The sequence below is a fragment of the Sulfitobacter sp. CB2047 genome, from assembly GCF_000735125.2.
Lineage (GTDB): Bacteria > Pseudomonadota > Alphaproteobacteria > Rhodobacterales > Rhodobacteraceae > Sulfitobacter > Sulfitobacter pontiacus.
Genome location: NZ_CP072613.1, coordinates 2,425,355 through 2,439,626, shown reverse-complemented (window position 1 = coordinate 2,439,626; position 14,272 = coordinate 2,425,355). Strand labels below are relative to the sequence as shown.

Sequence of the window (14,272 nt, the reverse complement as noted above, 5' to 3'; positions counted from 1 at the left end):
CATTTGGAAGATCAGGGGTTTTCTGTGTCGAGCCAGAGGGTGACGGGGCCGTCGTTGGTGAGCGCGACGGACATATCGGCTCCGAAAGAACCGGTTTGGACATGAATGCCATGGGCGTCGACGCAAGCGATGAAATCTTCGTATAGCGTTTTGGCGTGATCGGGCTTGGCGGCGCGCGAGAAACCGGGGCGGGTCCCGCGGGAGGTATCGGCGGCAAGGGTGAACTGGCTGACAATCAGCGCGCTGCCGCCCGTATCGGACAGGCTGCGGTTCATTTTGCCAGCATCATCCTTGAACAGACGCAGCTTGGCGATCTTTTGTGCCAGTCCTTGCGCGGTCGCATGTGTGTCGTCGGGCATGGCGCAGACGAAGATCAGCAGCCCGTGGTCGATTTGACCGATGATCTGGCCATCGACAGTGACGGAGGCGTTGCTGACGCGTTGTAGGAGTGCGCGCATATCAGGATTTCCAATCGATGATGTCTTCAGGGGTGGCCCGCTGCGTGCGGAACCGGTTGATCGGTGCCGCGTCGTCCGCATAGCCAAAGGAAATCGCGCAAAGGATCAGGCGGTCTTGCGGCAGGTCGAAATGCTGTCGCACGGTGGGCGCATAGGCAGCGATAGCGGCCTGGGCGATGGTGGCCACCCCAAGCGCCGTTGCCGCCAGCGTAAAGGCCGTGACAAAGCCGCCGCTGTCCATTGCCCCGTAAGCCCCAAGCTCAGCAGGGGAGGTCACGATCGCCACATGGGGCGCGTCAAACAACGCATAGTTTCGCATCATCTGCGCCATGCGGCCCGCATGGTCCGATTTCTCGATCCCGACGGCGTCATAAAGCTGGAACCCGCAGGTCCGCCGCCGGTCGCCGTAGACGCCGCTGTAAGAGGCCGGCCAGTCCAGATCGGGGGCGGGGGGTGTGCCCTTCGCAATCTCTAGCGCCAAAGCGTCGCGGAAGCGGTCGGTCGCGGCCCCTTTGGTGACGGTCAGCTGCCAAGGCTGCGCATTGCACCACGACGGCACGTGGCGCGCTGCGTCGACGATATGGGTGATGATCGCGTCGTCGACCGGATCGGGGCGAAAGGCGCGGCACGAAGAACGCGCGCGCAGGATATCGGTGAATGTATCGATCTGGGTCATTTTTGGAGCGCCATAAAATAGCCAACGACCCCGGCGACAATCAGGCCAAGGATCACGGCAAAGGTGATTTTCACAGCGGAATAGGGGCGTTCGCCCTGTACGCTGCCTGTGCGGCCGTTGACCACAAAACGATAGGTCTTGCCGCGGTACTTGTAAGCTGCCAGCCAGACCGGCAGCAGGATATGTTTGAACGTCACATCGCTGACCTGCGTCTGGATATTGTGGATGCGCTGACGGTCGCCGCCGATATCAAAACGCACATCGCGCTGGATCATCGCGTCCATCACCTCGCGTGCCTGTGCATAGCCTTCATCAAGCGTCACCGCATAGGCTTCGGCGCGAAAGCCGGCGAGGTATTCCGGGGCATAGGGTTCAAGGGCCGCCAGATCCCACGGGGCCAACGCATCGGTGAACCTTTTGGGAAGCGATTTCGACGCCAGCACCAGCACATCATCAAAGAACCGCGCCACCCGACCTGAAGTCGCCCGCCAGCGGATTTTCGGCACCTGCTGCTGCACGCGTTTGCCGTCGCGCATGACGGTCTGGGTGACGTAATAGACCGTGCCCCTTTCGCCCGAATAGCTGGAGCGCGTGTCGGCGTCATAGGTCCAGTAGGGCACATAGATCCCTTGCATCTTGCGGCCCTTGCGCGCGTATTCCTGCAGGCCATTGGGGGCAAACCACAGGCTGCCCAGCCAGTCGGTCATAGCATCGCGTGCTGTATCCTCGGTCAGGCCAAAGGGCAGCACGGCGCGGGGTTTGATATGGCGGTTCACCCCTGTATCGATCACCACAGGGGTCGCGCAGAACGGACATTCGGTGGCGTGTTTGCCGGGGTCGAACTCTACCTGTGCGGCGCAGTTGGGGCAGGTTGTGACCCGTGTATCCTCCATCTGCGATTGGGGGAGAGCGCTGGCCAGTGCGGCCTGGAAATCCAACTCGGCGATCGGGTTATGCAGGCCGCGCGTGCCTGAAATCTCTTCGGTATTGCCGCAGTGGTCGCAGACCAGCAGATATCTTTCAGGATCAAACCGCAGATCGGACCCGCAGGTGTCACAGGGGAACCGGTGTTCCTCGGTCGGTGTGGGGGGCAGGTCGGGGTCGTCAAAGCCGGTGCTGGCGGGCATAGAGCTGTCCTTTGGTCAGGCCTGCCCCAGACATAGGGCAGTGCGCCCCCTGCCGCCAGAGCAGGGTCACAAAAAACGGTGCAGCACTTTCGGAGCCATGATGCGCAGGGCGTTGTCGCGCAGGCGAAGGTGACGCCAGATGTGAAATGCGGCATGGGCCAGTGCGATGCCTGCAAGAGCGTAGAATTCGATGCTGTGGATCAGCCCGACGAGGTCGTTGGCGCGCGGCATATCAAGGGGCACGGCAATCGGGACAATCCCACCGGCCCAAAGCTGAACGGTCGAGGTCACCCCGATCAGCAGCCCTGTCAGGGCGACGCCAAAGATACCCCAGATCAGGGTCTTATGCAGCACCGGATGCAGCCAACGGGCCCAGCCCGCAAGCTTGGGGCCGGGGCGCCCCAGCAGGCCGCGTCGCATGTAGGACACCCACCACAGCAGGGCCGCGCTGACAAAGACCAAGCCCATGACCGAATGGAACCGCACCGCCGCAGGCCCGATCCGCGCCACATCCGCCGGCTGCACCAGCAGGAACCAGACAAACAGCGGCACCATGCCCCAATGCAAAAGCTTCATCAGGGTCCGACGGTGGGGCAGCAAGGGGCGACGGCGTGAGGTCATAGCCTAGACACGCGCGTTGCCCGTTCCAAGTTTCACAGAGCCTTACGCAGGCGGCGGCGGGGGCGGCAGCACGGTAAAGAGCTGCGCCAGCTCGGCCACATCGTCTGCTTTAAGCCAGCCATCCTGACCGGGGGTCCAGACATAGGTCTCGCGGGTCAACCCGCCATCCGTGGCCATGCGGCCCAATGCGGCCTTTGAAAACGGGCCCTTGGTCTGGCCGTTCTCTGCCAGATGCCAGACCTTTTCAGGTTGCGGCGGGGGCGGAGGCGTCTGTGCAGCGGGGGCCGCAGCTGCGGGGCGCGGGCCCCATGGGCCTGCCTGCGCGGCGGCGGCCTGCCCCATCTGCATGCCCAATCCGGCACCCAGGCCGGTCTGCATTGCTGCGCCCGCGGCGCCCTCGCGGCCCAATGCCTCTGCCGCCTGGAACTGCGTGAACTTGTTCAAATCCCCGATCACCCCCATCGACGACCGTTTGTCCATCACCTCCTCCACGGCGGGGGGGAGCGAGATGTTTTCGATATAAAGTTCGGGGATGGTCAGCCCGTATTCTGCAATGGTGGCCGAGATTTCGGTGCTCACCAGTTTGCCCAGCTCACGGGTATTGGCGGCCATATCCATGACCGGAATATTGGACAGCGCGATGCTGCGCGAGAATTCCTGCACGATGATATTGCGGATCTGATAGCTGATCTCGTCCATGGTGAATTCACCATCGGTGCCCACGATTTCGGTCAGGAACCGCGCGGGGTCCGACACTTTGACAGAGTAGGTGCCATATGAACGCAGGCGCACGGGGCCGAACTCGGGGTCGCGCACGATGATCGGGTTTTTGGTGCCCCATTTCAGATCGTTGAAACGGGTGGTGTTGACGAAATAGATCTCGGATTTGAAGGGGCTTTTGAAGCCGTGATCCCAATGCTGCAGCGATGTCATGATCGGCATGTTATTGGTTTCAAGCATATAAAGCCCGGGCGTGAACACATCAGCCAGCTGACCTTCGTGGACAAAGACAGCGGCTTGCCCTTCGCGCACCGTCAGCTTGGCCCCGTATTTGATCTCGTGGCCTTCGCGCTCGAACCGGGACACCATCGTGTCGCGGGTGTCGTCCGTCCAATGGATAACGTCGATGAATTGGCCAGAGAGAAAATCGAGAATACCCATGTCTTGGTCCTTTCGGGGGAGGTCGGTGGCGGGTTAAACGGGCCCGCCGATCAGTTCGAGCGCGATCTTGCGGGCCACGGGGGCCGCCTCTTCGGCGGTCATGCCGGCGTGCAAGCGCGGGTCATAGAGCATTTTCAGCAGCAGCTCGTCGTGACGGGTGAGCAGCGCGAATTCATCGTCATCATTAAAGATCGACGGGCGTGCGGTGGGGCTGTCGTTGGCAAGGCCAAGGCCCTGCGCAAGTTCTTCATGGATACACGACAGCCGCATAAGCGAGGGGTTCTCGGCACGGATGACGGCGACGGCAGCGGTATAGGTGCTGGGGTCCGCGCCACCGGCATAGGCGGCGACGATGCAATAGGTATCACGGCGCAGATCGCTGAGCGCGGCAAGGCTTTCGGCGGTCACACCGGGGATGCGTTCGGCGGCTTGGGCAAGGGCGGCGGGGCGGTCATCCTCGCCCGCGATAATCACCATAAAGTTCGGCTTGCCGCCCACGGTGATGGAATGCTGCGTCGTGGCGGCGAGGCGGGTGGCATAGTCGCGGATCGAGGCCGCATCGCGGTCACGTTCGGACGGGGGAACGCTGTCGCCAAAGACGACCTCCATCCGGACGGGGCGTTCCCAGCGGCGCATGGGGGTCTTATCGCCCCGTCCGGTCAGGGTGGCGTTATATTCGTTGTAAAAAGCGATCTGTTCAAAGTTGCGCACCAGCATGTCGGCGGTGAAGGGCGTGTCCTGCCCCCCACCATCCCGGCGCAGCAATCCCTGGCTCAATTGGGCCTGCTGCACCTGGTTGAAATAGCTGCGCAGCTTGGCGCTTTTTTGCGACGTGGGCTTGGCCACCACGGGGGGCGGGGCCGGCGGCGTGTCGGGGCGCGCGATGGGTTTCAGCGTCGGTTCAACAGGGGGCTGCGGGGTGCAGGCGGCCAGCGCGGCGACCACAGCCGCCGTGCCGATCCATCCTGTTCGCCCCAACCGTTGCCATACCATATCGCGCGCTCCAGGTTGTGACGGGGTTATGCCGCAGGGGCTGCGGGCTTGGCCGCTTTGGCAGAGGCCAGCGTGTCGCGCAGATTGGCCTCCATCTCTTGCAGGTCTTTCTCGGCAGAGGCACGGCGCGCCTTGCCTTCGTCGGCGATCTGCAGCGATTCCTGAATGGTCCCGATCAGGTCGGCATTGGCCTGTTTGACGGCTTCGATGTCGAACACACCGCGTTCCATCTCGGTCCGGATGACCTTGTTGCTTTCGCGCAGGTTCTGCGCGTTAGAGGTCAGCAGCTCGTTCGTCAGGTCATTGGCGTCACGCACGGCGGCGGCGGCTTCGACGCTGCGCTGGATGGTGACCGCCTGCGCCAGCTGGGTTTCCCACAGCGGCACGGTGTTCACGAGGGTCGAGTTGATCTTGGTCACCAGCGACTTGTCGTTCTCCTGCACCAAGCGGATCGAGGGCAGCGATTGCATCGTCACCTGACGGGTCAGTTTCAGGTCATGCACACGACGTTCCAGATCGTCCCGCGCGGCGCGGATATCGCGCAGTTCCTGTGCGACCATGACCTGATCCGCCTCTGGTGCGGCGTCGACCTCTGCCGTTTTGGCGGGGATGGTGGTCGCGTCCAACTCTGCCAGCTTGGCCTCGCCCGCGGCGATATAAAGCGCGAGCTCATCATAGAACTGCAGCGTCTTTTGGTACAGCATATCAAGCGATTTGATATCCTTGAGCAGGGTATGTTCATGGGTCAGCAGCTCGTCCGTGACGCGGTCGATCTGACCCTGTACCTTTTCGAACTTGGCGGTGAATTTGGCAAAGGGGGCCGCGCGGCCCAAAAGACGTTCCCACCAGCTGCGTTCACGGCGCACGTCCAGCTCGGATACGGAAAAGCCGCGGATGGTTGTCACGATCGTGCGCAGGCTGTCACCGGCGGGGCCCACATCCTTGTTGCGCACGTCCTGCAACATCGCCTGACTGATCTCCTGCAACTCGGCCTGTGCGCCGGACCCGAAACCGATGATCGACTGCGTGTCGCCCATGTCGATCTCTGCCATGCGGCTTTTGATCTCTGCCGATTGTGGCGCATCGGCTTTCTCAAGCGAGACGACGGCATCCGCAGGGGCGGGGTCGGGCAGGATCTGCGCGTTGACCTCTTCCACCAGTGCTACGGATTGGGTCGCTTTGTCACGAACGGTATCAGACATGTTTCAAGTATTCCTATGCTCTTGGGGCGGGGCGCGTCAGTCGAGACGCACGCCTTCTCGGGAAAGCCGCTCACGCAGCACGTCGATTTCGATGTTCAGATCGGTCTTGTCTTCCAATAGCGATTTTTGGGTGCGCGCGGCAAAGTTTTTGTCCAGATCATCGAGCAAAGCCAGATAATCGGCGCGTGCCTGCGCATCGCCGGTGCTGGCGTAGATATCCGCAAACTTGATTGTCGCGTCACGCGCGCCCAGCAGATAGACCGACAGATATTTACGCGCACCGGTCAGATCACGCGGATCATCCTGCACGGTGCGGATCAGGGTGCGCGCGGTGTCCTGAAACTGCGCCAGCCGGTCGCGCGCCTTGCGATCGCCCGCGCGTGCAATGGCGGTGTTCATCGCGGCAAGGTGCTTTTCCGCCTCGTCCACGACACGGGCGACGCGGTCTTTCTGGAAGCTGTCCACGCCCTCCATCCCCTTGGATGTCAGCGGATCGATGCCAAAGGCCGACACATGCAGCCCCATCGCGGCCAGCGCATAAAGCACAGGGGCCGCCAGTCCGGGGTCATTCTTATAGGCGGCAAGCGCCACGCCGGCACCGGTCAGCAGGCTGGCGATGATCTTGCGCGGCAGGGCGGGGCGTTCGGCAACCTTGCGCGCGGTATAAGCGGCTTCGGCTTTCAGCCCCTCGCGCAGCATCCACGCGGCACCGGTCAGCGTCGCCGCCGCCAGCAGCCCCAATGCAAGCCCCTGCGCCCCGTCGTTCAACGACATGAACACAAGCGGAATGGCGGGGATGAACAAGATTTTGGCCCGCCCGCTTGCGGGGTCGACCTCTATACGTTTGGCACGGGTGCCCTGCGGAGGCGGCGTGCCGTCGCCAGCATCATGATTGCTGTATTTACCGCCAAAGCGCTGCGCCATGGATCAAAGCCCCCCGAGCCAGCCGGTAGAGACACCGAACAGCAAGACGACAAGCGCGGCATAGGTGATTTTCTGAAACGGTGTCGGTGCCATGGGGCGATAAACCTCCTGTCCATGCGCTGGTGTCGATGCACGACGGCCCGCGTCCAGAATCCTCGCGATGATTGTCACCAAAACGGCGACAAACGCAACAATCAGCGCCAGCGTGGCGACAAAGACAAGCAATCGACCCATCGGACCTTCCTTTGCACGACATATAGTCGCAGTGCCCGCCACCCGCTAGGGTCACGCACGCAAAAGTAGCGGCCAAAGGGCCGTAAACCCACAGAAATCAGGGTTTACGGGTGGATTTTACGCGGGTGCCGAACTTGCGCGGCGCGGGGTCGGACGCGGGGCGTGCGGGCTTGGACTTGCCATAGCCGGGCTTGGGCTTGCCGGGGATGGTCTTGCCCGTCGCGGTCTTGTCACCCGGTTCCTTGGGCAGGCCGGGGCGACCGGGGCCCGGCTCTCCGGGTTTGCGGGCCTTGCGCTTGATGATGCGCGCGGGCTTTTTCTTGATCGCGGTGCCGGTGGTATCGGCAATCTCGAGGCCCAACTGGTCACGGACCACCTTGCGCTTGAGTTCCTCGACCTCGCCGGTTTTCAGCTCGCCAAGCTGGAACGGGCCATAGCTGGTGCGGATCAGCCGGTTCACCGACAGGTTCACCGCCTCCATCGCGCGGCGGATCTCGCGGTTCTTGCCTTCGCGCAGCCCGACAGTGAGCCAGGCGTTCGCCCCTTGTTGCCGGTCCAGCGTGACCGTCATCGGCTGAAAATCCTCGCCATCGACGGTGATGCCCTTGCGCAGCGGTTCAAGCATATCGTCGGTGGGGCGGCCATTGACGCGCACGCGGTAGCGGCGCAGCCAGCCGTTCGAGGGCAGTTCGAGGCGGCGCTTGACCTCGCCATCATTGGTCAGCAGCAGCAACCCTTCGGAGTTGAGGTCAAGCCGACCGATGCTCATAACGCGGGGCATGTCCTCGGGCAGATCGTCAAAGATCGTGCCGCGGCCCTTTTCGTCGCGGTTGGTGGTGACCAGCCCCGTGGGCTTGTGGAACAGCCAGACGCGGGGTGGTTCGGGCTCGCCCACCGGTTTGCCGTCGACGGTGATCGCGTCCGAGGGCGTCACGTTCAACGCAGGCGAATCGATCTGCGCACCGTTGACGCGCACGCGACCGGCCTCGATCATGCGTTCGGCCTCGCGGCGGCTGGCGATGCCGGCACGGGACAGGACTTTGGCAATGCGGTCACCGGGAGGGGTGCCGGATTTCGGGGGCTGGGAGGGTGTATCTGCGCTCATACTTCAGCGCTTACCCTGTTTCCCGCGCTTGCGAAAGGGCGGCGTTTGCGGGCAAGAGAGGTGTATGAGCTTTACGTCCTATATGTCCCAAGCGCTGGAAGAGGCCCGCGCCGCCGCTGCCCGCGGTGAAGTGCCCGTGGGCGCGGTCATCGTGGCCCCCGACGGACAGGTCGTCGCGCAGGCGGGCAACCGGACGCGCGAGCTGAACGATCCCACCGCCCATGCCGAGGTGCTGGCGATCCGTGCTGCCTGTGCGGCGGCGGGGTCCGAAAGGCTGGGCGGGCATGCGCTTTATGTGACGCTGGAACCCTGCGCCATGTGTGCCGCCGCGATCTCTGCCGCGCGGGTGGCACGCTTGTACTACGGCGCGTCAGACCCCAAGTCTGGCGGTGTGGCGCAGGGTGCGCGGGTGTTTTCCCACGCGCAATGTCACCACGCCCCCGACGTCTATGACGCCATTGCAGCGCCTGAAAGCGAACATCTGCTAAAGGCGTTTTTTGCAGAGAAACGAAAAGGATAGACCCATATGGCCCAACGGGACGAGCTGAGCATTTTCGTGCGCGACGCCTTGGCCGCGGGCAAGTCACGGGCCGAGATCACATCCGCGCTGACCCATGCCGGTTGGTGCAGCGCCGAGGTGCAGGATGCCCTGAACGGCTGGGACGAGATGCCGTTCTCTCCGCCCATTCCGCGGCCTGTGGCGACGGTGTCTGCGCGGGACTTCTTTACCTATGCGCTGACGTTCTGCGTCTTGATCCTTGGCGCGTTCAATCTGGTTGTCGTATTACAGGCGCTGGTCGATGTGGTCTTTGCCACGGGCGACGGCGGCAGCGACCGGTCGATCCGCTGGGGGGTTGCGGTGTTGATCGTGACCGGACCGATGTATCTGTGGCTGACCTTGCGCGAGCGGCGGAAACTGGCGCGCGACCCTGCGCTGTACCGCTCTGCGATCCGCAAATGGATGATATATATCGGCCTGCTTTTGGCCGCGCTGACGATGTTAGGGGATTCGATTGCCACCATCTATGCGCTGCTGACCGGTGACCTGACGGCGCAATTCGTGCTCAAGGCGCTGGTGGTGCTGGTCGTCGCCGGGGGCATCTTTGCCTATTATCTGCGCGATCTGCGCGAAGAGGCCCCGGCGTGAACAAGGTGCTGCTGATGTGCATGTCTGTGCTGGTCGGCGGTGCCATCATCGGCGGCCTGGTCGTGGTGGGTGGCCCGCAGCACGCAAGGCTCGCCCAGCAGGACAGTCAGCGCCTCAGCGATCTGCGGACCTTGCACACGCATCTGATGTGCCTTGGTCACTTGGGCAAACCATTGCCGCAAGCGCTTGCGGATGACAGCTATTGTCCCGGCATGCGGCCCGGATTGCGCGATGTGCTGACCCAAGGCGACCCTGCAACGGGCGCGCCCTACGCCTACCACCGCCTCAGCGATACCGCGTTCGAGGTCTGCGCCACGCTGGCGCTTGATCCAGCAGAGGCGCGCAAAGCTGCGTTTGATCAAGACACCATCGCCCTGCGCGCCAACGACACCCTTTGTTTCATCGGGGATCGCGCCGGTTCTGTTAATTAGGCCGTTTTACAGGCTGATCGGTTTAAGCACCTCGGGCTCGATCACATCCACGCCGGGCAAGCCGTCGATCAACACCTGCGCCGATTGTTCAAGCGCGTCGAAGGTACGGTAGTGGCAGGGGATGACGGTCTTGAAGTCAAAATACCGTTTCGCCGCATAGACCGCACCGGCCATATCCATGGTGAAATGGCCGCCCGCGCTGAGAATGCCGATGTCGGGTTTGTGGTAGTCGCCCATCCAATCCATATCCGCCATAATATCCGTATCGCCCGTGACATAGATCGTGCGGCCTTCGCCCTTGATCATAAAGCCGATCTCGGCCCCCATATAGACAGGCCCCGCGTCCCCATCGACGGAAGAGGAATGTGACGCGGGGACCATGGTCACATCGACCTTGCCGCAGCGGATGGTGCCGCCTTTGTTGAATCCGATGGTGTTCTCCACGCCCTGCGCGCTGAAATAGCCCATCAGTTCGACCATGCCTGCAACCGGCGCTCCGGTTTTCTCGGCCACCATCTTGAGGTCCTGGGTGTGGTCGAAATGCCCGTGGGTCACCAGGATTTGCGTCACGCCTGCCAGTGCGGCCTCGTGCTGCGCGTCGTCCAGCATCGGATTGCCGGTGAGCCAGGGGTCGATCAGCAGAATCTGATCCTCGATCTCGATGCGAAAGCTGCCGTGGCCTAGCCAGATGATATCCATTTGGGTCTCCCTTATTCCGTGTCTTTAGCGGACTGTAGCGCGTGATGCCGCTTTGGGGAGCCTCCGGCGGGAGTTTATTTGGCAAAATGAAGGATCAACCGGCGCGATTGCGGGTCAGAGGCAGCCCCCAGACTTGCGGGGGCGGTCAGGGGGCGATAAACGGCACCCAATCAGATGAAGGAGCGCCCATGTCCATTGACGAGTCCACAGCCGCACGGGTGGCGAAACTGGCCCGCATCAAGGTCGAACCCGACGCCTTGCCCGCGCTGGCGCAAGAGTTCAACAATATCCTCGGATTTATCGAGCAGTTGAACGAAGTCGATGTCGACGGGGTAGAGCCGATGACATCAGTCACGCCACAGGTGTTGAAAAAGCGCGAGGACGTGGTGCGCGATGGCGACCAGCAGGCCAAGGTGCTGGCCAATGCGCCCGACGCGCGCGAAGGATTTTTTGCGGTTCCGAAGGTGGTTGAATAATGGCTGATCTGAATAAACTGGGCCTTGCCGATGCACGTGACGCGCTGCGCAAGGGGGATGTGAGCTCGGCCGAGCTGACGGCGGCATGTCTGAGCGCGATCGAAGGCGCGGGCGCGCTGAACGCTTTTGTCCACCACACCGGTGATCTGGCGATGGATCAGGCCAAGGCAGCCGATGCGCGGATCAAATCCGGCGATGCCCCTGCCATGTGTGGTCTGCCCATCGGTATCAAGGATCTGTTCTGCACCAAAGGGGTGCCGTCGCAAGCGGCGTCGCGCATCCTTGAAGGCTTCTTGCCCGAGTATGAAAGCACCGTATCGCAGAACCTGCTGGACAGCGGGGCCGTCATGTTGGGCAAGCTCAACATGGATGAATTCGCGATGGGATCGTCCAATGAAACCTCCGTGTATGGCAATGCCGTCAACCCGTGGCGGCGTTCGGGCGATGAGACAGCGCTGACACCCGGCGGATCTTCGGGCGGGTCGGCGGCAGCTGTGGCGGCGGATCTTTGTCTTGCGGCCACCGGCACCGATACCGGCGGCTCGATCCGCCAGCCCGCGGCCTTTACCGGCACCGTGGGGATCAAGCCGACCTACGGCCGCTGCTCCCGCTGGGGCGTCGTGGCCTTTGCCTCGTCGCTGGATCAGGCGGGCCCGATGACCAAGACCGTGCGCGATGCGGCGATCATGCTGGGAGCCATGGCGGGGTATGACCCCAAGGACAGCACCTCTGCCGAGCTGGCGGTCCCTGATTTCGAAGCCGCCTTGACCGGCGACATCCGTGGCAAGAAGATCGGCATCCCGCGGGAGTACCGCATCGACGGTATCCCTGCCGAGATCGACAAGCTGTGGCAGGACGGTATCGCCATGCTGCGCGACGCAGGGGCCGAGATCGTTGATATCTCTCTTCCGCATACGAAATACGCCTTGCCTGCCTATTACGTGATCGCACCGGCGGAAGCCTCGTCGAACCTCGCGCGCTATGACGGGGTGCGCTATGGTCACCGCGCCAAGCTGGACCACGGCGACGGCATCACCGAGATGTACGAAAAGACCCGCGCCGAAGGCTTCGGGGCCGAGGTGCAGCGCCGTGTCATGGTCGGTACCTATGTGCTCAGTGCGGGCTTCTACGACGCCTACTACAACCGTGCGCGCAAGGTCCGCACGTTGATCAAGAAAGACTTCGAAGACGCCTTTGCGGCCGGTATCGACAGCATCCTGACCCCGACCACGCCCTCGGCGGCTTTCGGTCTGGGCGAGATGACGGATACGGATCCTGTGGCGATGTATCTGAACGACGTCTTCACGGTCACCGTGAACCTCGCGGGGCTGCCCGGTATCGCATTGCCCACCGGCACCAGCGAGACCGGCCTGCCGCTTGGCTTGCAGCTGATCGGACGCCCGTGGGAAGAGGCCGATCTGCTGTCTACCGCCTATGCGCTGGAGCAGGCGGCGGGCTTTGTAGCCAAGCCGCAGAAATGGTGGTAAACCCCCGCCGATAAACCAGAGCAGATAAAGCAGGTCCGATGATGATACGTTGTTCAATTGTTGCAGCCTTGGGGCTCGCCCTGGCGGCCTGCCAGCCCGCAATCCCCGACAGTGGACGGGGTGTCGGTTTTGACGGGTCGTTCGACGCCGCGCAATCCCAGCGGGATACAGCTTTGGCAGGCGGGGCGGTGGCAACGATGCCGGCACCCGCCTCGGTGGACGCCACGCCGCTGGACGCTGTCGATGATGGTTCCGCCGCGGCGACGGCTGCTGAAACGGCACGTATCCTGGATGCCACGCGCCCCGGTGGGCTTGGCAATGATGCCGCGACCAATTCGGGCGTGGCCCCTGTGAACGCCAGCCCGTCCAACCCTGCGCCACCGGTGCTGGGAGCAGGGGGAATATCGCAAGAGAACAACTTTGACGCCGTGGCCGATGAGCGCAGCATCGAAGGCGACGCGGCCCGCATCGCGGCCAACCGCGCGCAATACCGTGTGGTGCAACCCGAAGCCCTGCCGGACCGCGCCGATGCCGGGCCCAATATCGTGGCCTATGCTTTGCAGAACAATCACGCCGTCGGCACCCCGATCTACACCCGTCGGGGGTTCAACAAGCAGCGCAAATTCGCACGGGCCTGCGCCCAGTATTCGCACCCGGATCAGGCGCAGATCGCCTTCCTCAGTGCGGGCGGCCCTGAAAAGGACCGCTCCGGCATGGACCCTGACGGCGACGGATACGCCTGCAACTGGGACCCGAGCCCCTATCGCAAAGGGGTGCAGGGCTAGGCCCTATGGCAGACGCGCCTGACCGCTACCTTTCCCCGAACCATGGGCCGCGCCGCAACGGGCTGCGGCCCTCTTTGATCGTGCTCCACTATACCGCGATGGACAGTGCAGAAGCGGCTTGCGCGCGTCTTTGCGACCCTGCGGCCGAAGTCTCGGCCCACTATCTGATCACGGGCAAGGGCGAGACTGTACCACTTGTCCCGGAAGACCAGCGTGCCTGGCATGCCGGTGCAGGGGAATGGCAGGGTCGCGATGACATCAATTCACGCTCTATCGGGATAGAGCTGGATAACCGCGGCAATCACCCCTTCTCCGAACCGCAGATGGTCACGCTCGAAACCCTGCTGCGGGGGATTATGGAGCGGTGGTCGATCCTGCCCGAAGGGGTCATCGGCCATTCGGATATGGCCCCCGGACGCAAGATCGACCCCGGACCGCGATTCGACTGGCCACGTCTGGCGCGTCAGAACCTTGCCGGCAAAGGCAGTCGGTACGCGGAAAACGACCGCGGATCCGACCCCACACCGGCGGCCTTTATCGCGGCGGCACATGCGGCAGGCTACACCGCCACCGATGATATTGACCTTCTGCTGCACAGCACGCGTCTGCGGTATGCCCCCTGGCGCAAGGGGCCGCTCTGCGCCGCGGATATGACCCTCGGGCATGATCTCTAGCACCACACCCGTTTCCAAATGGTTAAAAATCCTCGCCGAAGGCATCGCGGCGGGTGAAACTGATTGACCCCA

18 protein-coding genes are annotated in these 14,272 nt (G+C 62.9%); 7 read left to right on the top strand and 11 right to left on the bottom strand.

The genetic code is table 11. The features are described from left to right. Window positions 1–11: 11 nt before the first annotated feature. The 10 genes from dtd to IV89_RS12095 form a co-directional block, all read right to left on the bottom strand. On the bottom strand, window positions 12–458 hold the full coding sequence (gene dtd, locus IV89_RS12140; RefSeq protein WP_037943743.1) for a D-aminoacyl-tRNA deacylase: 447 nt from the start codon (window positions 456–458) through the stop codon (window positions 12–14). Window position 459: 1 nt separating this feature from the next. Next, window positions 460–1,134: a nitroreductase family protein gene (locus IV89_RS12135; protein WP_037943744.1), complete on the bottom strand. Its 675-nt coding sequence runs from the start codon at window positions 1,132–1,134 to the stop codon at window positions 460–462. Further along, the gene (locus tag IV89_RS12130; RefSeq protein WP_005852265.1) at window positions 1,131–2,261 is read right to left on the bottom strand and encodes a TFIIB-type zinc finger domain-containing protein; all 1,131 of its coding nucleotides are present in this window, start codon (window positions 2,259–2,261) and stop codon (window positions 1,131–1,133) included. Before IV89_RS12130 ends, IV89_RS12135 begins: the two co-directional genes overlap by 4 nt. 66 nt (window positions 2,262–2,327) lie before the next feature. Continuing rightward, window positions 2,328–2,882, bottom strand: a complete 555-nt coding sequence (locus IV89_RS12125; protein WP_037943745.1) for a cytochrome b/b6 domain-containing protein — start codon at window positions 2,880–2,882, stop codon at window positions 2,328–2,330. 42 nt (window positions 2,883–2,924) lie between these two features. Next, window positions 2,925–4,043: an SPFH domain-containing protein gene (locus tag IV89_RS12120; protein ID WP_005852267.1), complete on the bottom strand. Its 1,119-nt coding sequence runs from the start codon at window positions 4,041–4,043 to the stop codon at window positions 2,925–2,927. A 33-nt stretch (window positions 4,044–4,076) separates the two neighbouring features. Further along, complete coding sequence (locus IV89_RS12115) at window positions 4,077–5,036, bottom strand: DUF2927 domain-containing protein (RefSeq protein ID WP_051843937.1); 960 nt, start codon at window positions 5,034–5,036, stop codon at window positions 4,077–4,079. Between the two features lie 26 nt (window positions 5,037–5,062). Next, window positions 5,063–6,238 (bottom strand): toxic anion resistance protein, encoded by a 1,176-nt coding sequence (locus IV89_RS12110; protein ID WP_037943746.1) that lies wholly within the window; start codon window positions 6,236–6,238, stop codon window positions 5,063–5,065. Window positions 6,239–6,274: 36 nt separating this feature from the next. Beyond that, window positions 6,275–7,162: a 5-bromo-4-chloroindolyl phosphate hydrolysis family protein gene (locus IV89_RS12105; RefSeq protein ID WP_037943747.1), complete on the bottom strand. Its 888-nt coding sequence runs from the start codon at window positions 7,160–7,162 to the stop codon at window positions 6,275–6,277. Window positions 7,163–7,165: 3 nt separating this feature from the next. Further along, window positions 7,166–7,396 carry a hypothetical protein gene (locus IV89_RS12100; protein WP_005852271.1) on the bottom strand — a complete coding sequence of 77 codons (231 nt, stop codon included), beginning with the start codon at window positions 7,394–7,396 and terminating at the stop codon, window positions 7,166–7,168. A 97-nt stretch (window positions 7,397–7,493) separates the two neighbouring features. Continuing rightward, complete coding sequence (locus IV89_RS12095; RefSeq protein WP_005852272.1) at window positions 7,494–8,501, bottom strand: pseudouridine synthase; 1,008 nt, start codon at window positions 8,499–8,501, stop codon at window positions 7,494–7,496. 64 nt (window positions 8,502–8,565) lie between these two features. Between IV89_RS12095 and IV89_RS12090 the strand changes: the two genes are divergently transcribed. The 3 genes from IV89_RS12090 to IV89_RS12080 are packed head-to-tail and all read left to right on the top strand — an operon-like array spanning window position 8,566 to window position 10,079. After that, complete coding sequence (locus IV89_RS12090) at window positions 8,566–9,021, top strand: nucleoside deaminase (protein ID WP_037943748.1); 456 nt, start codon at window positions 8,566–8,568, stop codon at window positions 9,019–9,021. 6 nt (window positions 9,022–9,027) lie between these two features. After that, on the top strand, window positions 9,028–9,648 hold the full coding sequence (locus IV89_RS12085) for a DUF5671 domain-containing protein (protein ID WP_037943749.1): 621 nt from the start codon (window positions 9,028–9,030) through the stop codon (window positions 9,646–9,648). Next, complete coding sequence (locus IV89_RS12080; RefSeq protein WP_037943750.1) at window positions 9,645–10,079, top strand: hypothetical protein; 435 nt, start codon at window positions 9,645–9,647, stop codon at window positions 10,077–10,079. The genes IV89_RS12085 and IV89_RS12080 overlap by 4 nt, the downstream gene beginning before the upstream one ends. 6 nt (window positions 10,080–10,085) lie before the next feature. Here IV89_RS12080 and IV89_RS12075 read toward each other — a convergent pair whose 3' ends face one another. Then, window positions 10,086–10,778 carry a metal-dependent hydrolase gene (locus IV89_RS12075; protein WP_037943751.1) on the bottom strand — a complete coding sequence of 231 codons (693 nt, stop codon included), beginning with the start codon at window positions 10,776–10,778 and terminating at the stop codon, window positions 10,086–10,088. Window positions 10,779–10,966: 188 nt separating this feature from the next. On the opposite strand from IV89_RS12075, the gene gatC reads away from it, so the two are divergent. From gatC to IV89_RS12055, 4 genes are read left to right on the top strand one after another with little or no spacing between them, the layout of a single operon-like run. Next, window positions 10,967–11,254, top strand: a complete 288-nt coding sequence (gene gatC, locus IV89_RS12070) for an Asp-tRNA(Asn)/Glu-tRNA(Gln) amidotransferase subunit GatC (RefSeq protein WP_005852277.1) — start codon at window positions 10,967–10,969, stop codon at window positions 11,252–11,254. Continuing rightward, window positions 11,254–12,741 carry an Asp-tRNA(Asn)/Glu-tRNA(Gln) amidotransferase subunit GatA gene (gene gatA, locus IV89_RS12065; RefSeq protein ID WP_037943752.1) on the top strand — a complete coding sequence of 496 codons (1,488 nt, stop codon included), beginning with the start codon at window positions 11,254–11,256 and terminating at the stop codon, window positions 12,739–12,741. The genes gatC and gatA overlap by 1 nt, the downstream gene beginning before the upstream one ends. 38 nt (window positions 12,742–12,779) lie before the next feature. Beyond that, window positions 12,780–13,526 (top strand): hypothetical protein, encoded by a 747-nt coding sequence (locus IV89_RS12060; RefSeq protein ID WP_037943753.1) that lies wholly within the window; start codon window positions 12,780–12,782, stop codon window positions 13,524–13,526. A 5-nt stretch (window positions 13,527–13,531) separates the two neighbouring features. Beyond that, on the top strand, window positions 13,532–14,200 hold the full coding sequence (locus IV89_RS12055; protein ID WP_037943754.1) for an N-acetylmuramoyl-L-alanine amidase: 669 nt from the start codon (window positions 13,532–13,534) through the stop codon (window positions 14,198–14,200). Window positions 14,201–14,272: the final 72 nt, after the last annotated feature.